Genomic DNA, 23,739 nt, shown 5'->3' with positions numbered 1-23,739 from the left:
GCCATCCGGCATTTGCGTTGGCCATGCTGGCGGGAGCGGCGGCGATCGCCGCTCTCGCTCTGCTGTCGATCGCCTATGGCTCGACGCTGATCCCGCTGGCCGACGTTGTAGCAGCGCTTGGCCGCGCAATCGGCTTAGGCGGGCACGACGTGTCCGGGCCGGTCGGCAAGATCGTCGTCGATCTGCGGCTGCCGCGCACGATCCTGGCCATCTGCGTCGGCGCGGGCCTCGGCGTCGTCGGCGCGCTGCTGCAGACGGTGACCCGCAACGATCTCGCCGATCCGTTCCTGTTCGGCCTGTCGTCGGGCGCCGCCGCCGGTGCTGTTTCCGTCATCACCGTCTTCGGCGACAGCTTTGGCATCTGGACGTTGCCGGTCGCGGCCTTCACCGGCGGCATATTGGCCGCCGGCGTCGTCCTGCTGCTGGTCGCGCGGGTGAGGGGCCAAGGGCCGGAGCGGCTGATCCTCGCCGGCCTTGCCGTGTCCTTCATGTTCACCGCCTTGACCAACTACCTGGTCTTTGCCGGCGACCAGCGCGCCGCCCACTCCGTGTTGTTCTGGACGATGGGCGGCCTTGGCCTGGCGCGCTGGGACAATATCTGGTTGGGCGCGCTGGGTGCGGGCACCATTCTGGCTTACGCGCTGTGGAACCACCGCCGGCTCGATGCCTTCCTGGCCGGCGAAAACGCCGCCGAAAGCCTTGGCGTGCCAGTGGCGCGCATGCGCCGAATGACGTTTCTCGTCGCCGCCTTCTCGACGGCGATCCTGGTCTCTGTCGCCGGGGTCATCGGCTTCGTCGGGCTGATGATCCCGCATCTGTCGCGGCCGCTGGCAGGCCCCTTGCATCTGCGCCTGGTTGCCAGCTGCGCCGTCTTCGGCGCGGTGCTTTTGTTGGCCAGCGATCTTCTGGCCCGAACGCTGCTGCCGCCGCAGGAACTGCCGATCGGCATCATCACCAGCTCGGTCGGTGCGTTCTTCGTCGTCACCATGCTGATCCGCAACCGGCTTTGAGCGCGTTTGGCAACCGGTCGCCGGATCACACGGTCCAGAAATAGCGCACGATGTGGAAGAACACCGGGGCGGCGAAGACCAGGCTGTCGGTGCGGTCCATCATGCCGCCATGGCCTTCGATCAGATGGCCCCAGTCCTTGACGCCCTGGTCGCGCTTGATGGCCGAGGCGACCAGCCCGCCTAGGAATCCCATCGAGCAGGCGACGAAGGCCACGCCTGCCGCCTGCAGCGGCGAGAAGGGCGTCACGAACGACAACAGCGCGCCGAGCAGGCTCGCCGACACCAGTCCGCCGATCAGCCCTTCCCAGGTTTTCGACGGCGAGACGTTCGGCGAAAACCGGTGTTTACCAAACAGCTTGCCGAAGATGTACTGCAGCACGTCGCTGCCTTGCACGACGATGATCAGGAAGGCGATCAGCAGCAGGGTGCGGCCCTCGAAGCCTGGCACGTCGAGTGTCAGCAGGGCGGGGACGTGGCTGACGCAATAGACCGAGATCATCACCGCCCATTGCTGCGCGGCGATCCGCTCGAGGAAGCGTTCGGTGTCGCCATGCAGCGCCGTGATGGCCGGCATCAAGAGGAAGCAGTAGACCGGAATGAAGATGACGAAGAGCCCGTACCAGGCGGTCCACACCAGCCAGTACTGAAACGGGATGATGATGCCGAACATGCCGAGCAGCACCCAATGGTCGCTGCGGCGCGTATGCGTCAGCGTCACGAATTCGCGCAGCGCGGCGAAGGAAATCAGCGCAAACAGGATGGTCATCCCGTAACGGCCGAAGAAGAAGGCGACCGTCATCAGCGCCACCATCACCCACCAGGCGTTGATGCGCTGCGTGAGATTGACAAGCGTCGAGCTCAGCGGCTTCGGCGCTCGCGCCGAAAGGATGGTGGCGACGATGCTGGCGGTGGTCAAAACCGCCAGCAGGCCGATGATCAGGATGGAGATCTCGTGGCGCATCAATCGTCTCGCTCGGGACGCGGGTTGAGCGCCAGAAGCGCGGCGTGGGCGCGCTCGAGAAAGGCGCGGCGTTCTTCGCCCGGGCCAACCGCGACAGGCGCGCCGAAAACGACGCGGCACAGCAGCGGCACCGGCAGGAACTGGCCCTTGGGCAGCACGCGCGACATGTTCTCGATCCAGCACGGGATCAGCTCGACCTCAGGCCGCGCCGTCGACAGATTGTAGAGCCCGGAGCGGAACGCCAGCAGCGGCTCTTCGGTCATGTTGCGTGTGCCTTCGGGAAACAGGATAAGCGAGTGCCCTTGGTCGAGAACCGACAGCATGATCTCGATGGGGTTTTCCTCAGGTCTCGTCCATTGCCGGTTGATGAGCACGGACGACAAGATGTCCTGCGCGATAAAGCGGCGCAGCCGCGACTTCCCCCAATATTCGCCTGCGGCAACAGCATGGGTGATCGCGCGCTCCCTTTCGCTGAGACAGGCCGACAAAAGGATGAAGTCGCCATGGCTGGTGTGATTGGCGAAATAGATGCGCTGCCGCTCGGAGGGCAGGCTGCCGTTCCAGATCGGCCGCACCCCGGTCACCATCCGGGCCAGAGCCGACAGGCCGACGGAGGTTACCGTCTGCAGCAAGGTGAAGGTCTTGAGCGAAAGCTTGTTCATCGCGGCGCCCAAAACCCTGCCGCCAGAAGCGCTGCGGCAAACAGAGCCAGGGCAGCGCGTTGCTTGAACAGCAAGCGGCTTGTGCCGGCCATGCGGTCATCGAGCAAGCGTGTCGCGAACGGAGCCGGTTTCAGGCGCATGCGCGCCAACATGTCATCCACCGCGGCACCGCCGGAAGCTTCGTCGTCATGGCTCGCCATCAGTCGGAACAGCAGCGCGTCGAATGCCAGCAATGCCGACAGCGCCAGCACCGCAACCGCGCTCGCGGCGGCGATCGACAAAGCGATGGCCGCGGGCAAGGTCTCGAAGGCACCGCGCGCCGACGCGGCTAGAGGCGCAAGGACATTTGCGGTCAGCACGATTGCGGCCGGCCACGCGGCCTGTCGCATCAGCATGCCGGCGAAGCGGTCGGTGCGGTCCTGATAGGTATTGCCTGTCATGACGCCGCCCGCCCAGTGGCCTCTGCAAGGTGGACCGGCCGGCCGGCGGCCGCGAGCATCTCGCGGGCGAGCGTCGGCGTCCCGGCCCTGCCGGTCGCCACCAGCCATTCGGCGACGACGCCGGCGCTGCGCTGGAAGCCGAGCGCGCAGCACACCAGGACGGTGCCGTCGCGGCGTGCATTCTCCAGCGCGCCGGCTGCCTGTTGCCGTATCGCCAGTGGCGGCGGCAACAGGTCGATCATCGGAAAGCTGATCCAGCGGCAATCGGTTGTCGCCGGCTTTTCGAGTTCGGCGGCGAGGTCGATGACCGTGCCGAAGCTGTTGGCCTCGCTTGCCGTGGGAAAGCGCCCGAGAAAGACACCTTCGGCAATCGCCACCTGGGGGGCAAGATTGCGCGTCCAGGCCCATATGTTTGCCCTGGCGCCGAGGCGATAAGGCAAGAGCAGGACACGGCTTGCAAGCGTCATGCTGCCATCGGCGGATTTCTGGAACACTTTTTCGCCTGCCCCTGCATAGGCGAGGGTGACGATGGCCAGCGCCAGCGCCGGCCAAAGCAGGAAGAGCGCGACGGCGCAAACGTAGGCACCGAGCGCGGCACCGGCCAGCGCGAGGACGGCGCCCATAGCGTAGAACCGCGCCAGCCGCCGCGCTTTCGCATCGTTGGTCAGCCGGAAGCCTGCAAACGGCAATGCGCCGCTGCGCGGAAACAGCCACAGCGCAAAGAACCCGAGCAGCGCGCCGGTCGGGATGTCGATGAAGTGATGCTGCCAGGTCGTCAGCACCGAGGCGCCGATCAGAAAGCACCAGCCGTGCCAGAGCGGCAGGAGCAACCCGCCGAGCCGGTGGCGCCAATGATCCCAGATGATCGCCAAAAGGGCGATGTGCAGCGAGGGGGCCTGGTTGAACGGCTTGTCGAAACCGCCGAGCACGGCAAACAGGAAGCCGGGCAGGCCGGTCGTCGCCGGCCGCACGAATGTAGCGGTCAGCGGGAACAGGATGAAGCAGATAACGGCGACGATTTGCGCGGTGAGATAGCGTCCGGCCAGACGGTCGACCCCTTGCCTGTCGTTGTTGAGCAGCAGCGACAGGCCGTAGAACAGGTTGATCGACCAATAGGGCACGATGGTCCAGGCGACGAACGGGATGCCGTGCTCCCACGAGAACACGATACTGCCGACATCGTCGCGCCGCGACGCCAGCCAGTTGGCGAAGCCGTAGCTGAGATAGAAGAACGGCGCCAGGAAGGCCAGCCACAGGGCTGCCCTGACGACCACCCGGCTATAGGGTTCGGCACGCGCCACGGATGCAGGCGATGACACCATGCTGCTCAGCGGCGCCGCGCGAGCGAGACGGTGAAGATGCCCCATTGGTCGATGCGCTGGTCGAGCTTTTCGAAACCGGCGGCTTCGACGAGCTGGTCCATTTCGCCTTGCGTGCGCCGGCGCATCACCCAGGCCTCGCCGCCGCGATGCGAGGTCAGGCTGCGGGCGATCATCTCGAGCTGCGGGTGCCAAGGCTGGTTGGTGTAGAGCAACAGGCTGCCCGGCTGCATGGCGCTGGCCAATCCACCGAGCGACCGGGCGATCATCGCATTGTCCGAGAATAGCTCGTAGAGGCCGGAAACGATGGCGAGGTCCGGCGCCGGATCGGCGTTGGCGAGCACGTCGGCATCGAAAGCGTCGGCGCGCTGGAACGTGACGTCAGCCGGCAATTGCCGCTCCGTGATCAGCTTGCGGCCAAGCTGCACGTTGAGGTCGGAATAATCCTGCAGACGCACGCTCGCCGGCTGGTCGGGGCTCTTCACGATGGCATCGAGAACATAGCGGCCGTGGCCGGCGGCGATGTCGAGAATATGCACTGGCCGGCCAGTGGTCTTGAGCGTTGCCAGGCAAGAGCCGATCAGTTCTTCGAGATGCAGCTTGCGCTGGCGGATGCCGCGCCAGCCGATAGCTTCCAGGAAGACACGGTCGACGACGCGGCCAAGGGGCGTAAGTCCGCGCGCGTCGTTTTCGTAGACATAATCCAGCGTCGAGCCGGAATCGAAGCCGGTGGCAATGCCGGTCTTCATGCCTTGGGAGACCCAGGCGCCCATGCGGATGGAGGCGCGGCTGAATGCCCAATAGAGGCCCTTTGGCGACATCAACGCGAGCGGTGAAGCAAGCCGGTCGGCCTCGTCGCGTGTGTAGCCGGCAATGTCCGCCTGCTTCAGGTCGACCGGCGCATCCGGTGCCGCGAACTGCCTGGCCAGGAACGGCCGGATCAGGTCGAGGGCCTTTGCCCGGTCGCGTTCGCCCAGCGTGTCGTGGAAGAAGCCCGGCAGCACATGACGTTCCTTGATGCGGCTGCCGAGATTGACGAAGAACTCGTGCTGCGGGCCGTGGCGCACGACCCAATCGCTGCCCGAAAGCAGAAGCTGCGTCGGCGCGGTGATGGCGCGGGCGTCCGCAACGATGCGGGCTGCATGCTGATAGAGTTCGACCAGGATGTTGGAAGCGATCGGCCGCGTGATCAGTGGATCGCTCTCGAAAGAGGCGATTCGCACGGGATCATGGGTCAGGAATTTCGCCTTGACGTAGGAATTGACGAAGAAGCGGCCCTTGATCTTCTGCCAGAGCGCTATGCCCTCCTTGGCGAAGGGCACGTAGAGTTTTACCGAGAAGGCCGGTGAGGCCAGCACCATGGCGCGCAGCTTCGGCGCATAGTCATGCACCCAGGCGGCGGCCAGAACGGCGCCGAAGGACTGCGCGATCAGCGCGATATCGCGCGTGGCGAAGCCATCCCTTTCAGCGATCTCGCGCATGAAGCAGTCGATGTCGCGCACCAGCGCCGAGAAGGACGGGGCATAGCCGCGCTCGCCGGACGAACGGCCATTGCCGCGGGCATCCCAGGCATAGAAGGCGTGGTCCGGCATCCGCAATTCATCGACGAGATGGGCCATGCGGCCGCCATGCTCGTGGCCGCGATGGAAGAGCACCATCGCGCCTTTGGCATCGGCCGAAGCCGCCGGCCAGAATCGGTAGAAGATCTCCGTCCCGTCATGGCTGCGGAAGACCCGCTCCTGCGCTTGCCGCGCAAGGCTTTCCGTGGCCGCGGCGGCGACCGGTTCGTGCATCATGGTCTTTCCCTCTGGCGGCCCCACTGGCGGCATGGCGAGCCTCGATGCTCAGCTGGCGCTGCCAATAAGCCCGGCGCGTATCCGGTTTATGGCGGTCAGCAGCGAAAGCGTTGCCATGGCCGGAAACACAAATGGCGCGATCGATGCCGGCCACAGCCCTGGGGCGCACAGCACGGCGACGACGCCAAGCGCCAGCGCCCTGTCGCTCTTGCCGAACGGCCCGGCATAGTTGCGGCCGATCTTGGCGGCGATGCCGAGCACGCCGGCAAACTCGGTCAGCACCGCCGATATTGCGAAGGCGACGACGCCCCATGCGCCAAATTCCGGAAAGACGGCAAAAGGCAAGATCAGCGCGAGGTCCGAAACGACGTCGCACAACTCGTTCAGATACATGCCGAGCGTCGAGGCTTGGCCATGCTCGCGCGCCAGCATGCCGTCCACGGCATTCAGCGCCATGCGCACGAACATCACCACGGGGATAAGCAACAGCAGCCAGCGCCATTCATGCCGGATCGCAATGGCCGCGCCGGCGACTATCGACATCGCGGCCGCCAGGATGGTTATGCTGTTTGCGGTGACCCCGATGGCCGCCAGCCGATTGACCAGCGGCCGCAATCGACCCTGGAAGGCCGGCTTGAGAGCGTAAAGCGTCGGCATTGCGTTGATCCCCCGATCCTGTTCAGCGGCTGTACATCAATATGCCAGACGCGACCAGCGGAGAGGCGGCGCGGCCATCATGCGTTCGCAAATCGATAACCATGATTGGCCCGGCAAAGCTGTCATGCACATTTGTCGGCTTTGTGTGCACTGCGGCACCTTGAATAGTGAGCACGCTTATTATATATCCCGCTCATGGTTTCCGATGGCATCGACAGATTGGGCTTCTTGATCCACGACGTGCAGCGCCTGATGCGCAAGCGCTTCGAGGCGAGGGCCAGTGGCTTGGGGCTTTCTTCGGCGCAATGGCGGCTTCTGGTCCGCGTTGCCAAGGAAGACGGTGTCGCGCAGGCGCGGCTGGCCGAACTTCTCGAAATCGAGCCGATCAGCGTTTCGCGCCTGGTCGACCGCATGGAGGAGGGAGGCTGGATCGAGCGTCGTTCCGACGCTGCCGATCGCCGCGTCCGCATGATCTTCCTGACGCCCAAGGCAAGCGATGCCTACGCCGTGATCAAGAGCATTGCCGGAGAAGTCTATGAGGAATCGCTGGTCGGCGTGAAACCGGAAGCCCGTCGCGTCCTCGTCGAGGGACTTGAGGCGATGGTCCGCAACCTGACCGACGACGAGACGCCGTCCATTGAAAAAGTGAAGAACACAGAGGGCGCAGCAGCATGAACGCGGTAGCCAAGATAGACGAGAAAGTGACCGAACTGGAAATGGAAGCGCCGGCGCAGCCGGCCGCGGCCCCGGCGACCGTTGCTCCCCCGGTGCAGCCGGCTCCGGCGCCGGTGAAGAAAAAGCGCCGGCTGGGCCGCTTCCTGCTGATGGTCGCGCTGCCTGCGGCATTGGCTGTTGGCGGCGGCTATGTCTGGGTTACCGGCGGCCGCTATCAGGAGACCGAGAACGCCAATCTGCAGCAGGCCAAGGTATCGATCGCTTCCGACACGGCCGGCCGCATCGTCAAGGTCGATATCTTCGATAACCAGCTGGTCAAGCAGGGTGACGAGCTGTTTGCCATCGACCCCGAGCCCTACCGGATCGCGTTGGCGCAGGCCGACGCGGCGGTGGCGGGCGCGCGTCTCAATGTCGAGCAGTTGCGCGCCGCCTATGGCCAGTCGATGGCTCAGCAGAAGTCCGATGCCAGCCAGGTCGCCTTCGCCCAGTCGCAGTTCGACCGCGCCGCCGATCTTGCCCAGAAGGGCATCAACGCCAAATCGTCGCTGGACGAAGCCAAGAACGATCTCGACAAGGCCAAGCAGCAGCTCGCCGTTGCCGAGCAAGGCATCATCAGCGCCAAGGCAGCCCTTGGCGGCAATCCCGACATCGAAACCGACAAGCATCCGACCGTGATGGCCGCGCTCGCCGCGCGCGACAAGGCCGCCTACGATCTGGCGCAGACCACGGTCAAGGCGCCGGCTGACGGCATCGTCAGCCAGGCCTCGTCGTTCAAGGTCGGCCAGTATGTCGGTTCCGGCACGCCGCTGTTTTCGCTGGTCGAGACCGGCGACACCTGGATCGATGCCAATTTCAAGGAAACGCAGCTCACCCATATGAAGCCCGGCCAGAAGGCCGAGATCGTGGTCGACACCTATCCGGGGCGCACCTTCGAGGCGACGGTCAAGGCGATCGGCGCCGGCACGGGAGCCGAGTTCTCGCTGCTGCCGGCCCAGAATGCCACCGGCAACTGGGTCAAGGTCACACAGCGCATCCCGGTTCGTCTCGAACTGACCGATGCGGACGCCAAGATGGCGTTGCGCACCGGCATGAGCGCCACCGTTACCGTCGACACCGGCGTGGCGCGTGGCCTGCCTTCGATCTTCGGTCACGCCACGGCCGGCGAGGCCGCGCAGTAACGTCAACAGAATGCCGCAGGACCAGCGGCGGAGGTGAATAGCAGGATTGGTCTGATGGGAGGAGCTGGAGGATCAGCGTTTGGGTGCTGCCGCGGTGCGGCCTGGCCGAATCTGAAATCTCCGACGCGGACCCGTCGGTCCTCATGTTTCCGGGCGGCAGGCATCCGCTCATTAGAGACTTTCAGTCGATGTAACCCCCACATCGACAATCGCGTCCCACCGCGACGAGGGTCTCTCAACGGAAGGCGTTGCCGCCCGGAAACCCCTTGTACACGTTTTTGTTACCTGCTGGAAGTTCCACGCCATGAACACGCCCGAACCCTTCAAAGAAGTGCCGCATCGCGGCCTGATCACGGTCGCGCTCATGTTGGCGACGATCATGCAGGCGCTCGACACGACGATCGCCAACGTCGCGCTGCCGACCATGACCGGCGATCTCGGCGCCTCGCCTGACAACATCAACTGGGTGCTGACCTCCTACATCGTTGCCGCCGCCATCATGACGCCGGTCACCGGCTGGCTGGCCGATCGCTTCGGCCGCAAGGAACTGTTCCTGACGGCGGTGGTCGGCTTCACCGTGTTTTCGATGCTGTGCGGCATCGCCTGGAGCCTGGAGACCATGGTGTTCTTCCGGCTGATGCAAGGCGTGTTCGGCGCCGCGATCGTGCCTCTGTCGCAGACCTTCCTGCTCGACATCAATCCCAGGGAACGCCATGGCCAGGCGATGGCCATCTGGGGCGCCGGCATCATGCTGGGTCCGATTCTGGGCCCGACACTCGGTGGCTGGCTGACCGAGAATTTCAACTGGCGTTGGGTGTTCTTCATCAATCTGCCGGTCGGCATCGTCGCCTTTCTCGGTATGGCCGCTTATTTGCCGGCTATCGCGCGGCGCGTGCGCGGCTTCGATTTCTTCGGCTTCGCCATGATATCGCTCGGCGTCGGCGCGCTTCAGCTGCTGCTCGACCGCGGCGGCGAGGTCGACTGGTTTTCCTCGGTCGAGATCTGGATCGAACTTGGTCTTTCGCTCACCGGCTTCTGGGTGTTCATCATTCACACCATGACGGCCGAGCACCCCTTCATCGATCCCAAGATCTTCCTCGACCGCAATTTCGTGACCGGGCTGGCGTTCATCTTCGTTATGGGTGTGCTCATCCTGGCGAGCATGTCGCTGCTGCCGCCGATGCTGTCGACCATCTTCGGCTATCCGACCGTCACCATCGGCATCGTCATGGGGCCACGCGGCGTCGGCACCATGATCTCGATGCTCGTCGTCGGGCGGCTCATGAGCAGGATTGACGCCAGGATCCTCGTCGTCATCGGCTTCCTGCTGACCGCGCAGTCGCTCTACACCATGTCCAGCTTCACCCCGCAGATGGACAATTGGCTGATCATCAGCTCCGGCGTCATCCAGGGCCTGGGCATGGGGATGGTGTTCGTGCCGTTGTCGACCGTCGCCTTCGCCACGCTTGACGTGCGCTTCCGCACCGATGCCACGGCTCTGTTCAGCCTGGTGCGCAATCTTGGCTCGTCGATCGGCGTGTCGGTCGTGACGGTGTTGATGGTGCGCAACACGCAGATCAACCATGCCGAGCTTTCGGCCTTCATCAATCCGTTCAACCCCAATCTGTGGGCTGTCTCGCCGGCTGCCGCAGGCGGCGACCCAACGGCGCTCTCGCAGGTCGATCGCATGGTCAATCTCCAGGCCATGATGATCTCCTACGTCAACGACTTCAAAATACTCATGGTGATGACGCTGCTTGCCATCCCGTTTGTTTTCCTGCTGCGCAAGCCGAAGCAGGCGCCAGCCGGCGGCGCGCCGGCGGCGCATATGGACTAGCTTTCCATCAAATCGTCTTGGGGGTGGCGCACCGAACCGGCACGTTTTCCTATTTTCCGAGCACGAGGCTCCAGTAACGGAGCTTGCTGTCGCTGCCGTCGCGCACATAGGCAAGGCCGAAGCGTGTGAAGCGCGGGTCGAGCATGTTGCGGCGATGGCCTGGTGAATGCACCCAGATGTCGAACAGCTTCTCGAGGTCGAAACGACCCTCGGCGATGTTCTCCGCCGCGGCACCGGAAATTCGATTGTCCCTGACGCGCGAGGCGAAATCCTTGCCCCAGCCGGTGGTGTGGCTCATGCGGCGGCGCTGCGCCATGTAGCCTGCCTGCTGCAGGGCGGCCTGTTCGAGCTGCCGGTCGGGGACCAGCGGCGCGAGCCCGGCCGAGGCGCGGATGCTGGCCAGCGTGCTGGTGGCGGAGGAGGAGACCCCGGCGCCTTCGCCGGTTGGCAGTGAAACGGTGCTGCAGGCGGCGAGCCCCGCCAGGGCTGCGAGGCCGGTCAGCACCATGCGCCTGTTCAGCTTCGGGATCGGGTGGGTTTCGATTTTCGCTATGGTCATGCCTCTGAGATAATAACGATCATGGCTTTTGCCGGGCAGGGCGGCGAAAATCGGAGAGGGGGCGACAGACTGACGCTGGCCGGTACAACGCTGATCGGCGTGGCATGCTGGGCGGAGTTTCACCAGGCGATCGACGGCGCTGCCTATCCCAGGCTGGCCGGATTGCGCCTCGCATCGAAACCGATCCGGCCGTGCGTTATCGCCATTTTTCTCAACGCAACCGCTGGCGCCGCCGCACGTCAGGTTGTCTCTCATTTCACCAGAGTGATCATCCGATCGGCATACATTGTGCGATTTCCAAGCGCCGCCGCGCAGTCGGACTTGACGGACGAGTTCCCGGTCATCTGTATCGTATTGCCGACAAGCCTGAGACAGTCGCCCTGGGCGCTCATATCAGAATTGCCGGCGTAGGAAATGGGCGCGTCCGGCGCGTAGATGAAACCGCTGAGCACGGAATTTGCGCCACCATTCAATGTCAGGGCAGACGTGTTGCCGTGATCCTGGAAAATGGTGATGCCAGCATAAGGGCCGCTGGTGGGCGGGGAAAGGTTCACCTTCTCATTGGCATTTATGTAGATCTGAGCGCTTTCCATGAGGAAAATGGTCACGCCCTGGCCAGTCAGGCTGCCGTTTCCCCCTGGCTTTATGGTGGTGCCGCGCATGATGTAGACGCCCGGATTAAGCGTGATGTTCCCCGATAATGTCTTGTCGCAATAAGTGCCGGGCGACAGCGTGTAGGTTTTGCCGTTCGGGACAGGCAAACACAATGTGTAAGGGGGAGGAACGACGTCGGCCAATGGATCAAAGGACGCGTACCTATGTTCGTGCGGCGTTCCGCAGGCGAGACTGGCGCTGGGTGGCAACAGCCCGCTGGTGCCGCCGACGGTTGAGACACAGCCGGCCGAAACCAGTGCGGAACCGCCCCTGTTGACGGAATCGGACGCGTCCGAGTTCGCCGCGATCACGCAATTGTCCATCGAGACGTTGGTCGAGCCCTGCAGGTTCACGGCGGCGGACGCATGCGGATCGAGCGCCAGCACGCAGGCCTGCGCGCCAGGTTTTATCTTGACCGAGGCCGAGCGGTAGGCCTGCCAGGGGGCCGAGGCGCTGATGAAGCTTGGGCGGCTTATGCTGGACGACAGCGAGATAAAGTAGGCGCTTGGACTGCCGCTTGCCGTTGCCGCGAAAGCGGAGACGCTGCCCAAATATTCCTGCTGGTCGGCCGCGCTCATATTGGCGGCGAAGAACTGCAGCCCAAGCTGCTGGACATCGCCAGCCGCCATATCGGGAGAGAACTTCGTGCCGATGGCGAGCCCAGCCGCGTCCAGCGAGTTCTGGAGTTGCGAGGCGTCATGGCTCGTGCCGATCAGATCGACGGCGCCGGCCAAACCAATCATTATTGGCAGCATAGCGACGGCGGTCGTTATGGCAAAGTTGCCGCGCTCCGAAGACCAGAAGGCTTTCAATGCGAACATAGTCCCTCGCCGAAACTCGTAAAGCTCAGGTGATACGCCAGGGATCCCTACGAGTAATTTAAGTAAATGCTAAAATGCGTAAATGCTAAAATGCAGCACAAAACGAAGGTCTGCCAAGGTACGCCATATGAGAGGCCATACGGAGAGTTGAACACAACGAGGAGTTGCTCCCCAGGCCATTGACCCGGCGACAATCGCCGCCAACTCTGCTATCATGCTTCTCGATCTTGAAGTGGCAGCTCTGGCGGCCATCCAGGCGGTGACCGCCCCGACACACGGGAGGAAGGTTATGGCCGGCTTTCATGTCATGGCGGACGCACGTGGAATGCATGTGCAGCCGACGGTGCGCCGCATCACCACGTCGGACCTTTGGGATGCGTTGCGTCTCGGGTTCGAGGATTTCTGGGCAAAACCATCGCACTACGTGTTCCTGTGCCTGATCTATCCCATCGTCGGCCTGATCCTGACGCAGTGGACGTCCGGCGCCAATGCCATCCAGCTCATCTATCCCCTGATGTCGGGTTTCGCGCTGGTCGGGCCGTTTGCGGCGCTCGGCCTTTACGAGATCAGCCGCCGGCGCGAGCTCGGCATGAACACCTCCTGGCGGCACGCGTTTGATGTCCGGCGCTCGTCCGCGATCCCGTCGATCGCCGTCATTGGCGTCATGCTGGTGGCGCTGTTCCTGTTGTGGCTCTACACCGCGCAATCGATCTACACTGGCCTGTTCGGAGACCAGCCGCCGGCCTCGATCGGCGGCTTCATCCGCGACGTGCTGACCACCAGTAAGGGCTGGACGCTGATCCTTGCCGGTAATGCCGCGGGCTTTGTCTTTGCCGTAATCGTGCTGGCCACCACTGTGGTTGCCTTCCCGCTGCTGCTCGACCGCGACGTCGGCGCCGTCTCAGCCATCGAGACCTCGGCCCGGGCGGTGATGGCCAACCCGCTGCAAATGGCGCTGTGGGGCTTGCTGGTCGCCGTGCTTCTGGTGATCGGTTCGATCCCGCTGTTTGCCGGGCTCGCCGTCGTCATGCCGGTGCTCGGCCATGCCACCTGGCATCTCTACCGCAAGGTGGTCGAGCCGGAGCGGGCACAGCAGATAAGGCGACCGATGTAGGCTAGCTCTCAGCGCTGCGCGTCGGTCGCCATCTTCAGCGCAAGAGCCGCCAGCACGGTTCCCATCATCCAGCGCTGGATGACCAGCCACAAGGGCCGTCCGGCGAGAAAGGTGGCGATTGAACCGGCCGTCACCGCGATGACGGCATTGACGCTGAGGCTGATCGAGATCTGTGTCGCGCCGAGCACCAGGAGCTGCGACAGGACGTGACCCTTGCCGGGGCTGATGAACTGCGGCAACAGCGACAGATAGAGCACGGCCACCTTCGGATTGAGCAGATTGGTCATCAGGCCCATGGCGAAAAGCTTGCGCGGCCGGTCCCTCGGCAATTCGCGCACTTCGAATGGCGAGCGTCCGCCCGGCTTCACCGCCTGCCAGGCCAGCCACAGGAGATAGAGCACGCCGGCAAAGCGCAGCGCATCATAGGCGTAGGGCACGGCGAGCAGCAGCGCGGTGATGCCGAATGCCGCCGCCAGTACATAGAAGACAAAGCCGAGCGCCACGCCGCCAAGCGAGATGAGCCCCGCCTTCGGCCCCTGCGACAGGGAACGCGAGATCAAATAGATCATGTTGGGGCCAGGCGTCAGCACCATGCCGAGGCAGACCAGCGCGAAGGCGAGATGATTGGCTGTTTCGGGCATCTGTTCTTCCCCAGCGCGCCGCGAATGGACGCGCGATCCGGCAGGCGGCCAAGATGTGCCTGTCCCGGGAGGCGCGCGCAAGTGCATAGCGGCGCCAGCCGTTGTTCCAGCCAGCCCCCGAAGCCTGAGGATCAGCCGACGATGCGCAGGTTCGACAATTCGTTGCCGATTTCCTTGAAATCGTTCGACAAGCTGGCGCCGGTGGCATTCCAGAACAGTTTTGCCGGCTTGCTCGCGTCCGTTGGATCCTTGCGGAAGCGCGAGTTCGACGAGCAGGATTTCAGCGCCTCGATCGCCTGCTGATCGGCGGTTTTTGTCGTCGACAGGTCGAGCGCCACCGTCATCACCATGATATTGGCTGCCTTGGCGTTGTTGCAAAGCGTCGCCATCTGCTCGTTGAGCGCATTGGTGTAGTTGCCGTTCGAATAGTCGAACTGGCCAATGGCGCTCGATGTGCCCATGAACAGGCGGCCCACCGAAGTGCCGTTGTAGCCTGGGTTGAGATAGCCAAAGGACGCATAGGTCGATTTCGAATCGGCGGGGTCGGAATGGCTGAGCGAGGACGGCGTGTAGTAGGTATTGGCGCCGTCGGTCAGCACGATGACGACCTTGTCGTTGCCTCTCTCGGTTTCCGGGCGGCCTTGCGTGAACGGCTCGCCGCTCGAAACCACCCGCCAACCCCAGGCCATGCCTTCGGGAACATTGGTGCCGCCATCGGGCTTCATCAGGTCGATCGCGGCCTTGATCGCGGTAAGCCCAGTGGTAACGCTGACATCGGTCAGCGGCGTGATCGGGTTGGTGGAGCAGCTGTAGTTCGGCCCGTTGCCGGCGGCCAGCGCCGGCGCATTGATCGGCCTCGGTTGGAAATATTTGGACATGTTGCGCAGCCGGGATTGGCCGGTGCTGCTCGTCGGGTCGTCATTCCACCAGCTGTTGATGGCGCCATAGGTCGTCGGCGCGGCCTCGTCGGGATCCTGGGTGAGCCTCCAATGGTTGCCGGGTTCGTCCGGGGCGAACATCGGCACAAACATCGTCGCCGGATCGCCGACCCCTATGCCGGTGTTCGCCGAGCCGCCGGAAGGCGCCGCGTCGTTGACATTGTAGGGATAAGGCCTGGCCTCGACGCAGCCCTGCCAACTGGCGAACGGGCCATAGGTGTCGATGTAGTCGTATTCGTCGTGGTCGCGTTTGCAGGTGTTGTTCGGGTTGTATTCGTCGCACACCACGCGCTTGCTGTTGACGACACGCTCATGGTTGGTGACGACCTTCATGTCGCGATAGAGCGAAAACCGGGTCAGCATCTGGCCTTCGTCGGTTCCCCATCCGGTGCCGCGCTTGTACCAGATGCCGTTGGTCTGCTGGGCGTATTTGTCGGCTGCGTTCAGCGTCGACCAGTCGAAATTCTCGTTCGATACCGGCGACAGGCCTTCGGTATCCATCCAGGGCGCATTGCCGTTGCCGGGCCCGACATTGACCGAGGCGGCAAACGGCACGAGGCCGAACTGCACCGGCCTGTCGACCTGCTTGATCATCGCCGCCTGCTGGGCCAGCGTGTCGACCAGCTGTTTTGCCGCGGTCTTGAGAAGGTCGATGCGCGTTTGCCCCGAGCCCGTTCCGGTCTTAGTCATCGACCCGGAATTGTCGAGTACCAGGGCGACTTCAAGAGTGTTCTTCAGCCGCACTTCCGAGGTGATGTTGAAGCTGATCCTCTGGTTGGCGTCGGTTTCGGATTTGCCGACGAGCTGGCCGAAGACCGGATAGAAATAGGGCTTGTAGTCCAGCCGCGCGGTCATCTTGAGCAAGCCGCCGCCGGTGGTGTTGCTTGGCAAGGTAACGGTGAGCGTCGTATTGGCGGGATTGATCTTGTTGAGGTTGGCATTGAAGAAGTCGAGCGCATAGGCCCGCAACTGGTCGTCGGTGGCACCCTCCGTCAGCCGGCGCGCCGTGGCGAAGTTTGCGGCATCGAGCGCGTTCGAAACCGCCTGTTTTTCGCGGCTCATCTCGGTGAAGTCGACGGCCATTGCCAGGGTGCCCATCAGCGGAACCATCGCGACGACCGTCATAAGAGCATAGTTGCCGCGCTGGTCGCGGCAGAACTGACGCCAAAGTCCATGCATGTCTTGGAGCGGCCCCCGCCGGCGGATTCTCGATCGACGCCAGCTTTCCACAAAACGCTGAAGGCCGGGTTTGGCAAATCGCTCTATTGCCGGGTCAGCACTTCACCAACCGCTAACCAATCGTGCCTGGCGAAAGCTGGTGACAGGCCGGAATGGTTCGGCTAATCCGAACCGGCTGCGGCGAACCGTCTGTCGTGGCGGTCGCAACGATCATGACTGAAGGAAACGGCATGGCGGATTCGCCTGAAATCATCGGCTCGCTCGAAGACGTGTCGAAGGCCTATTCGGCAATCCTGTGCGACGTCTGGGGGGTGGTCCATAATGGCGAAACGCATTTCCCTGTGGCAGCCTCCGCATTGGCAAGGGCTCGAGAGGCGAAAATCCCCGTCGTCCTGATCACCAATTCGCCGCGCAGAAGTGCCGATGTCGTAGCGCAGATGAACGCGATCGGTGTTCCACCGTCAGCCTACGACCGGGTGGTTACCTCAGGCGACGTGACCCGGGATCTGATCGCCGAAGGGCCGCGCAAGATTTTCCACATCGGCGCCGACCGCGACTTCACCCTCTATGAAGGTCTCGACGTCGAGCTTGTCGAGGAGTTCGAGGCATCCGGCGTCGTCTGCACCGGCCTGTTCGACGACGAGGTCGAGAAGCCCGAGGATTACGCGGAGCTCCTGCGGCGGCTGCGCGCCAGGAACCTGCCTTTCATCTGCGCAAATCCCGACATCGTGGTCGAACGTGGCGAACGCATCATCTGGTGTGCCGGCGCGCTGGCGCGTGACTATGCCCAGCTCGGCGGCCGCACATTGATCGCTGGAAAACCTTACGCGCCGATCTACAATCTCGCGATGAAGGAGGTTGCCGAGATTCTTGGCCAGCCGGTCGAGCGCGGCCAGGTGCTGGCCATCGGCGACGGCATGATGACCGATGTGAAGGGCGCCGCCGACAATGGCTTCGATGTTCTTTATGTCTCCGGCGGTATCCATGCCCGCGACTATGGCGATGCCCTGCAACCGGATCCGGCAAGATTGGCGGGCTTCCTGGAAAAGCATGGCTATGGTCCGGTGGCCGTCATTCCCAGACTTCGGTAGGTGACGATGGCAGCCTTCCAGCGCATCCTGGCAACCGCGCCGCTTCCCGCCGACCTGCGCGGCGGCGTCGTGGCGATCGGCAATTTCGATGGCGTCCATCGCGGCCATCAGGCGGTGCTCGAGCGAGCCTCGGCCGAGGCAGGACGACGCGGCGTGCCGGCCCTGGTGCTGACATTCGAACCGCATCCGCGCAAGATCTTCAGGCCTGATATCCCGTTGTTCGTGCTGACGCCGCCGCCGATGAAGGCGCGGCTGCTGTCGCTGCTGGGCTTTGCCGCACTGGTCGAACAACCGTTCACGCGCGACTTCGCCTCGCTGTCGGCGGAAGCGTTCGTGACGGATGTGCTGGAGACGAACCTCGGCATTACTCACGCCGTGACCGGGTTCGACTTCCATTTCGGCAAGGATCGTCAGGGCGGCCCGGCCTACCTGATGGCGGCCGGCGAGCGTCACGGCTTCGGCGTCACGCTCGTCGACGCCTTCCGGGACGAGGGCGCCGAGGTGGTGTCGTCCAGCCGCATCCGCGGATTGCTGGGCGAGGGTGAGGTGGCTGAAGCCGCCGGTCTGCTCGGCTACCGGTTCACCGTCGAAAGCGAGGTGGTCGGCGGACAGCAGCTTGGCCGCACCCTTGGCTTTCCAACCGCGAATATGAGGCTGTCGGCTGAAGCCGCACTCAAGGAGGGCATCTATGCCGTCCGCTTCCGCCGCGCCGACGGCACGCTTCACGACGGCGTCGCCAGCTTTGGCCGACGCCCGACAGTCGACGACAACGGCGCGCCGCTGCTGGAAACCTTTGTCTTCGATTTCTCCGGCGACCTCTATGGCGAGGTTTGTCAGGTTTCCTTCTTCGGTTTCCTGCGTCCGGAGGTGAAGTTCGAGGGGCTCGACGCGCTGGTCGCGCAGATGAAGCGCGATGAAGCCGAGGCACGCGCGCTGCTTGCCGGCGTCAGGCCGCTCTCCGACCTCGACGCTGCGATGGCATTTTAAGCTACTTCTTCAGTGCCAGGCCAACGGCGATGAAGGTCCAGCCCTGGAAGATCAGATCGATCGCCAGGAACAGACCGAGCACCCACAGGCTGTTGACCGGCCAGCCCATGGCGATGATCAGGCCCGCAAGCGCGGTGATGACACCGGCAGCGACGATCCAGCCCCAGCCGCGTTCCGGCCGATGGCTGTAGCCGACCCAGGCCCTGAGCACCCCTGACGCGACCAGCGCAATCGCCAGCAGGAATGTCAGCACCGCCGAGGCAAGCAACGGATTGCCGAAAGCGAAGAAGCCGGCAACGGCGTACAGCAGTCCGCTGAGCAGCCAGTAGAAGAAGCGGCTCCAGGTCTTGACGCCGAACGCGTGCACGATCTCGATGATGCCCGCCATCAGCATCAGCCATCCCACGACGTATACGGAAGCCACCGTGGCGACGAACAGGTTGGCGAAGGCAATGCCGCCGAAGATGAGCAGCAGCACACCGAGCGCGACAAACCATCCCCATTTTGTCCGTGTCTGTTCGATCGCGATTTTCAGGGCGTCGCCATGCAGGGTCATTGTCGCGGTCTCCATCGAGGGCTGCGGAATACTGCGGATGGAAGGTAATCCGGGCGCGGGCCAACGTCCAGTCGATGACCGGCAGCGGCATCGCGGCAAAGCGCGAGCGTATGTCTCGGGTTTAAATCAAATTTTACCAAACGGCCGTCAAAGCTGTCATCGGTAGTCATATGCGTTGTGTTAGTGGAGTGGCCATGAGTCCGGTCGGAAGAATCTCTCTGGTGTTGGCCGCTGCGGTGCTGGGCGGGGCGGGCGCCGCCAATGCGGGCGAGGGCAGCTGGCTGTCCGGCGACTGGTATCTGACCGTTGGCGCCACCGGCCTGGTCGCGCCCAATTTCGAGGGCGGCAGGAAATACATGCTGAGCGCCCAGCCCATCATCTCATTGGGCAAGGCTGGACCGGCGGCACGCTTTGTCTCGCGCAACGACAACATCTCGCTGGCGCTGGTCGACGATGGCGGTGTCCGCGCCGGCCTGACCGGCAAGTTCCTGTTTTCCCGCGACGATGACAACGCCGATGAGCTGAAGGGCCTGGATCCGGTGCGCTGGGGCGGCGAAGTCGGCGGCTTCTTCGAATTCTATCCGACGGACTGGCTGCGCGCCCGCGCCGAGCTGCGCCACGGCATTCGCGCCCACAACGGCTTTGTCGCCGACATCGCCGCCGATGCCTTCTACGACGTGACGCCGACCGTCAGGATTTCGGGAGGACCGCGTGTTTCCTTCGCCTCGGGCAACTATTTCGACGCCTATTATGGCGTCAACGCGCAGGAAGCGGTGGCCTCCGGCCTGAGCGAATACCATCCCGGTGGCGGGCTGAAATCGACCGGCCTTGGCGGCGCCATAACCTGGAAGGTGACCGAGCCGATGACCGCCAGCCTGTTTGGCGAATATTCGCGCCTGATGGGACCGGCGGCCGATTCCAGCCTGGTCAAGGAGCGTGGCGACCGCAACCAGTTCACGGTCGGCGTGTCGACCACCTACCGCTTCGATTTCACGATGTAGGTGAATCGAACGAGAGACGCTTTATTCCTGCCGTGGCTTCGGCTAAAAGCCCAGCCATGACCAGCTTTTCGCGCCTTTTCGCGATCGCGATACGAATTACAGGCCCGGTGTTCCGGGTGGCCTGAGCGCCGCCGGAGCCGCCGGGAGTTTCTGCGCGCCCCTCGCGCTTTTTTCATAACATGATAGTTCACGCCCGAGCTTGTACGCCCGCCGGGCAATGCACATGGCAGACCAATGACCGATACAACTGAAACGATCGACTATTCCAAGACGCTTTATTTGCCGCAGACGGACTTCCCGATGCGCGCCGGCTTGCCGGAGAAGGAGCCGCTGCTGGTCAAGCGCTGGCAGGACATGGATCTCTACCGCAAGCTGCGCGAGAGCGCTGCCGGCCGCACGAAATACGTGCTGCATGACGGCCCGCCCTACGCCAATGGCAACATCCATATCGGCCATGCGCTGAACAAGATCCTCAAGGACGTCATCACCCGCTCGTTCCAGATGCGCGGTTACGACTCGAACTATGTGCCCGGCTGGGACTGTCACGGCCTGCCGATCGAATGGAAGATCGAGGAGCAGTACCGCGCCAAGGGCAAGAACAAGGACGAGGTGCCGGTCAACGAGTTCCGCAAGGAATGCCGCGAATTCGCCGCGGGTTGGATCACGGTGCAGGGGGCCGAGTTCCAGCGCCTCGGCGTCATCGGCGACTTCAAGAACCCCTATACGACGATGGCTTTCCATGCCGAGTCGCGCATCGCCGGCGAGCTGTTGAAGTTCGCCATGTCGGGCCAGCTCTATCGCGGCTCCAAGCCGGTGATGTGGAGCGTGGTCGAGCGCACGGCGCTGGCCGAGGCCGAGATCGAGTACCACGACTATGAGAGCGACACGATCTGGGTGAAGTTTCCGGTCGCCAGCCTTGTCCGCCCCATTGACGATGGCCAGACCAAGCTGACGGAGGGCGCCCTCGATCTGCTGCAGGCCCACGTCGTCATCTGGACGACGACGCCGTGGACGATCCCAGGCAACCGCGCCGTCAACTATTCGCCGCGTATAAATTATGGCCTCTACGAGGTCACGGCAGCCGAGAACGCGTTCGGCCCGCAGCCGGGCGAAAAGCTGATCCTTGCCGACGCACTGGCCGAAGACTCCTCGGCCAAGGCCAAGGTCACCTTGAATCGTCTCCGCAGCGTCTCGGCGCAAGAGCTTGGAAGCCTTACGCTTTCACATCCGCTCAAGGGCTTGGGCGGCGGCTACGAATTTGCCGTTCCGATGCTCGCCGGTGACCATGTCACCGACGATGCCGGCACCGGCTTCGTCCACACCGCGCCCGGACACGGCCGCGAGGACTTTGACGCCTGGATGGACGCGGCGGTGGATCTGCGTGCACGCGGCATCGATCCCGCCATCCCGTTCACCGTCGACGATGGCGGCTTCTTCACCAAGGACGCGCCGGGTTTCGGACCGGACCGCGAGGGTGGGCCGGCGCGCGTCATCGACGACAACGGCAAGAAGGGCAACGCCAACCAGGCCGTCATCGACGAGCTGATCAAACGCAACGCGCTGTTCGCGCGTGGCCGGCTGAAGCACAGCTATCCGCATTCATGGCGGTCCAAAAAACCGATCATCTTCCGCAACACGCCGCAATGGTTCGTCTATATGGACAAGGACCTCGGCGACGGCTCGACGTTGCGCAGCCGGGCGCTCAAGGCCATCGACGACACCCGTTTCGTGCCCGCCGCCGGCCAGAACCGCATCCGCGCCATGATCGAGGAGCGCCCGGACTGGGTGCTGTCGCGTCAGCGCGCCTGGGGCGTGCCGATCGCCGTCTTCGCCGATGTCGACGGCAATGTGCTGAAGGACGAAGCGGTCAACCAGCGCATCATGGACGCCTTCGAGAAGGAGGGCGCCGACGCCTGGTTCGCCGCTGGCGCCAAGGAGCGTTTCCTTGGCAATCACGATGCCTCCAAATGGAAGCAGGTGATGGACATCCTCGACGTCTGGTTCGATTCGGGCTCGACGCATGTCTTCACGCTGGAGGATCGCCCTGACCTGAAATGGCCGGCCGACGTCTATCTCGAAGGCTCCGACCAGCATCGCGGCTGGTTCCATTCCTCGCTGCTGGAAAGCTGCGGCACCAGGGGCAGGGCGCCTTACGATACTGTCGTCACCCATGGTTTCACCATGGATGAGGATGGCCGCAAGATGTCGAAGTCGCTCGGCAACACCGTGGTGCCGCAGGACGTCATCAAGCAGTCGGGCGCCGATATCCTGCGTCTGTGGGTGGTGACGACCGACTACTGGGAGGACCAGCGGCTCGGCAAGAACGTGCTGCAGACCAACATCGATGCCTACCGCAAGCTGCGCAACACCATCCGCTGGATGCTCGGCACGCTCGCCCATGACGATGGCGAAGAGGTGCCGTTGGAGAAGATGCCGGAGCTGGAGCGGCTGATGCTGCACCGGCTGGCCGAGCTCGATGAGGTCGTGCGCTCGGGCTACGACGCCTTCGAATTCAAGCGCATCACCCGCATGCTGCTCGATTTCATGGTGGTCGAGCTGTCGGCGTTCTATTTCGACATCCGCAAGGACGCGCTCTACTGCGACGCGCCGTCGAGCCTGAAGCGCAAGGCTTCGGTGCAGGTGGTGCGCCATCTCTTCGATTGCCTGGTGAAATGGCTGGCGCCGATGCTGCCCTTCACCATGGAGGAGGCCTGGCTCGATCGTCATCCCGACGCGGTCTCGGTGCATCTCGACCAGTTCCCGCAAATCCCGGCGGACTGGAAGAACGAGGCGTTGGCGGAAAAGTGGCGCCAGGTGCGGCAGGTGCGGCGCGTCGTTACCGGCGCGCTGGAGATCGCGCGCGCCCAGAAGGTGATCGGATCGTCGCTGGAAGCGGTGCCGGTCGTCACCATCAACGATGCAGCGCTCGAAGCGGCGATTTCAGATGTCGACATGGCCGAGATGGCGATCACCAGCGATCTGGTTATCGCGCATGGCGAGGCACCGGCTGGTGCCTTCGCGATCGACGACGTCAGGGGTGTCGCCGTGGTGGTCGAGAAGGCCGAGGATCGCGGCCTGTTAAAATGCGCACGCTCATGGCGCTACACCGCCGATGTCGGCCAGGATCCGGAATTCCCGGATGTTTCGGCCAGGGACGCGGCGGTGCTGCATGAATTGAAGGCGCTTGGCCGGCTTTGACAGGCCGGCCGGCCAGCTTGATCGGTGCACAAATGCCACGCCGGGCGGGTGAAAACCGCCCGCGCGTTGCCCTTAACGAGTGGTTGAGGTAAACACGCGAAACTCCGGAAGACAAATTGTCGCCGGATTTCCGTCGCAAGTGCTTGGACGATGGGGACCGGCCACGAGGCTGGTGGCAATCGAGAGGCTGTCTAGAGTGGGACTTTTTGGCATGACCGAGAGATATAATGCGCGCCTGGCGCTGCTGGCGCCGCTTGTCGCGTCGGGCCTCGCTTTGTCCGGCTGCATGGGCTCTCCGACCTACGGCACCGACAAGACCGCCGGCGAACAGCTGGCCGGCGATATTTCAGGCGCCTTTTCATTTGCGCCGAAGCGCAAGGAACAGATCGACTACAAGCCGCGTCCGACGCTTGTAAAGCCGGCGCCCGGCCAGAAGGAAGCGCTGCCGGCCCCGCAGGACAGCAT

Annotated in this window: 20 protein-coding genes and 1 pseudogene; 10 read left to right on the top strand and 11 right to left on the bottom strand. The window is 63.6% G+C overall.

Annotated elements, in window-relative coordinates; genetic code table 11:
• The first annotated feature begins 23 nt into the window (after nucleotides 1-23).
• Nucleotides 24-1,010, top strand: a complete 987-nt coding sequence (locus EN955_RS21265) for an iron ABC transporter permease (protein ID WP_081714386.1) — start codon at nucleotides 24-26, stop codon at nucleotides 1,008-1,010.
• Nucleotides 1,011-1,035: 25 nt separating this feature from the next.
• Here the strand turns inward: EN955_RS21265 and EN955_RS21260 are convergent, their stop codons facing one another.
• The 6 genes from EN955_RS21260 to EN955_RS21235 are packed head-to-tail and all read right to left on the bottom strand — an operon-like array spanning nucleotide 1,036 to nucleotide 6,845.
• A complete protein-coding gene (locus EN955_RS21260; protein WP_013532378.1) occupies nucleotides 1,036-1,971 on the bottom strand; it encodes a phosphatidate cytidylyltransferase in 936 nt (311 codons plus the stop codon).
• The gene (locus EN955_RS21255) at nucleotides 1,971-2,633 is read right to left on the bottom strand and encodes a lysophospholipid acyltransferase family protein (protein WP_024504853.1); all 663 of its coding nucleotides are present in this window, start codon (nucleotides 2,631-2,633) and stop codon (nucleotides 1,971-1,973) included. The genes EN955_RS21260 and EN955_RS21255 overlap by 1 nt, the downstream gene beginning before the upstream one ends.
• Nucleotides 2,630-3,073: a hypothetical protein gene (locus EN955_RS21250; RefSeq protein WP_024504852.1), complete on the bottom strand. Its 444-nt coding sequence runs from the start codon at nucleotides 3,071-3,073 to the stop codon at nucleotides 2,630-2,632. The genes EN955_RS21255 and EN955_RS21250 overlap by 4 nt, the downstream gene beginning before the upstream one ends.
• Complete coding sequence (locus EN955_RS21245) at nucleotides 3,070-4,395, bottom strand: phosphatase PAP2/dual specificity phosphatase family protein (protein ID WP_024504851.1); 1,326 nt, start codon at nucleotides 4,393-4,395, stop codon at nucleotides 3,070-3,072. The genes EN955_RS21250 and EN955_RS21245 overlap by 4 nt, the downstream gene beginning before the upstream one ends.
• A gap of 5 nt (nucleotides 4,396-4,400) precedes the next feature.
• Nucleotides 4,401-6,188 (bottom strand): bifunctional alpha/beta hydrolase/class I SAM-dependent methyltransferase, encoded by a 1,788-nt coding sequence (locus EN955_RS21240; protein WP_196815411.1) that lies wholly within the window; start codon nucleotides 6,186-6,188, stop codon nucleotides 4,401-4,403.
• Nucleotides 6,189-6,236: 48 nt separating this feature from the next.
• Nucleotides 6,237-6,845 carry a CDP-alcohol phosphatidyltransferase family protein gene (locus EN955_RS21235; protein ID WP_024504849.1) on the bottom strand — a complete coding sequence of 203 codons (609 nt, stop codon included), beginning with the start codon at nucleotides 6,843-6,845 and terminating at the stop codon, nucleotides 6,237-6,239.
• Between the two features lie 195 nt (nucleotides 6,846-7,040).
• Here EN955_RS21235 and EN955_RS21230 point away from each other — a divergent pair, with 195 nt between their 5' ends.
• The 3 genes from EN955_RS21230 (at nucleotide 7,041) to EN955_RS21220 (ending at nucleotide 10,535) form a co-directional block, all read left to right on the top strand.
• Complete coding sequence (locus EN955_RS21230; RefSeq protein ID WP_013532372.1) at nucleotides 7,041-7,520, top strand: MarR family transcriptional regulator; 480 nt, start codon at nucleotides 7,041-7,043, stop codon at nucleotides 7,518-7,520.
• On the top strand, nucleotides 7,517-8,698 hold the full coding sequence (locus EN955_RS21225; RefSeq protein ID WP_013532371.1) for an HlyD family secretion protein: 1,182 nt from the start codon (nucleotides 7,517-7,519) through the stop codon (nucleotides 8,696-8,698). The genes EN955_RS21230 and EN955_RS21225 overlap by 4 nt, the downstream gene beginning before the upstream one ends.
• Nucleotides 8,699-9,002: 304 nt before the next feature.
• Nucleotides 9,003-10,535 carry a DHA2 family efflux MFS transporter permease subunit gene (locus tag EN955_RS21220; RefSeq protein WP_024504848.1) on the top strand — a complete coding sequence of 511 codons (1,533 nt, stop codon included), beginning with the start codon at nucleotides 9,003-9,005 and terminating at the stop codon, nucleotides 10,533-10,535.
• 49 nt (nucleotides 10,536-10,584) lie between these two features.
• Here the strand turns inward: EN955_RS21220 and EN955_RS21215 are convergent, their stop codons facing one another.
• Together EN955_RS21215 and EN955_RS21210 are read right to left on the bottom strand one after the other, a co-directional pair.
• The gene (locus tag EN955_RS21215) at nucleotides 10,585-11,094 is read right to left on the bottom strand and encodes a CAP domain-containing protein (protein WP_032899511.1); all 510 of its coding nucleotides are present in this window, start codon (nucleotides 11,092-11,094) and stop codon (nucleotides 10,585-10,587) included.
• 251 nt (nucleotides 11,095-11,345) lie between these two features.
• Nucleotides 11,346-12,569 (bottom strand): TadE/TadG family type IV pilus assembly protein, encoded by a 1,224-nt coding sequence (locus EN955_RS21210; protein ID WP_024504846.1) that lies wholly within the window; start codon nucleotides 12,567-12,569, stop codon nucleotides 11,346-11,348.
• Nucleotides 12,570-12,858: 289 nt separating this feature from the next.
• Here EN955_RS21210 and EN955_RS21205 point away from each other — a divergent pair, with 289 nt between their 5' ends.
• A complete protein-coding gene (locus tag EN955_RS21205) occupies nucleotides 12,859-13,683 on the top strand; it encodes a DUF2189 domain-containing protein (RefSeq protein ID WP_013532367.1) in 825 nt (274 codons plus the stop codon).
• 8 nt (nucleotides 13,684-13,691) lie between these two features.
• On the opposite strand, the gene EN955_RS21200 is transcribed toward EN955_RS21205, so the two are convergent.
• Nucleotides 13,692-14,324 carry a LysE family translocator gene (locus EN955_RS21200; protein ID WP_024504845.1) on the bottom strand — a complete coding sequence of 211 codons (633 nt, stop codon included), beginning with the start codon at nucleotides 14,322-14,324 and terminating at the stop codon, nucleotides 13,692-13,694.
• A gap of 131 nt (nucleotides 14,325-14,455) precedes the next feature.
• Nucleotides 14,456-16,441 carry a TadE/TadG family type IV pilus assembly protein gene (locus EN955_RS21195; protein ID WP_024504844.1) on the bottom strand — a complete coding sequence of 662 codons (1,986 nt, stop codon included), beginning with the start codon at nucleotides 16,439-16,441 and terminating at the stop codon, nucleotides 14,456-14,458.
• 230 nt (nucleotides 16,442-16,671) lie between these two features.
• Between EN955_RS21195 and EN955_RS21190 the strand changes: the two genes are divergently transcribed.
• Both EN955_RS21190 and EN955_RS21185 read left to right on the top strand, forming a co-directional pair.
• Nucleotides 16,672-17,532 (top strand): TIGR01459 family HAD-type hydrolase, encoded by an 861-nt coding sequence (locus tag EN955_RS21190; protein ID WP_024504843.1) that lies wholly within the window; start codon nucleotides 16,672-16,674, stop codon nucleotides 17,530-17,532.
• A 6-nt stretch (nucleotides 17,533-17,538) separates the two neighbouring features.
• Entirely contained in the window at nucleotides 17,539-18,519 is a 981-nt protein-coding gene (locus EN955_RS21185; protein ID WP_024504842.1) for a bifunctional riboflavin kinase/FAD synthetase, read from the top strand.
• A gap of 1 nt (nucleotide 18,520) precedes the next feature.
• On the opposite strand, the gene EN955_RS21180 is transcribed toward EN955_RS21185, so the two are convergent.
• Nucleotides 18,521-19,075, bottom strand: a complete 555-nt coding sequence (locus tag EN955_RS21180; protein ID WP_013532362.1) for an HdeD family acid-resistance protein — start codon at nucleotides 19,073-19,075, stop codon at nucleotides 18,521-18,523.
• Between the two features lie 194 nt (nucleotides 19,076-19,269).
• On the opposite strand from EN955_RS21180, the gene EN955_RS21175 reads away from it, so the two are divergent.
• The 3 genes and pseudogenes from EN955_RS21175 to EN955_RS21165 form a co-directional block, all read left to right on the top strand.
• Nucleotides 19,270-20,076 (top strand): MipA/OmpV family protein, encoded by an 807-nt coding sequence (locus EN955_RS21175; protein WP_024504841.1) that lies wholly within the window; start codon nucleotides 19,270-19,272, stop codon nucleotides 20,074-20,076.
• A gap of 234 nt (nucleotides 20,077-20,310) precedes the next feature.
• Complete coding sequence (ileS, locus tag EN955_RS21170; protein ID WP_024504840.1) at nucleotides 20,311-23,274, top strand: isoleucine--tRNA ligase; 2,964 nt, start codon at nucleotides 20,311-20,313, stop codon at nucleotides 23,272-23,274.
• A 211-nt stretch (nucleotides 23,275-23,485) separates the two neighbouring features.
• Nucleotides 23,486-23,739, top strand: a pseudogene (locus EN955_RS21165) (hypothetical protein); the annotation flags it as partial.

The sequence above is a fragment of the Mesorhizobium sp. M7A.F.Ca.CA.001.04.2.1 genome (assembly GCF_003998485.1).
Taxonomy (GTDB): Bacteria; Pseudomonadota; Alphaproteobacteria; order Rhizobiales; family Rhizobiaceae; genus Mesorhizobium; species Mesorhizobium ciceri.
The sequence above is the reverse complement of the archived record's forward strand: the minus strand, read 5'-3'. Positions and strand labels throughout refer to the sequence as shown.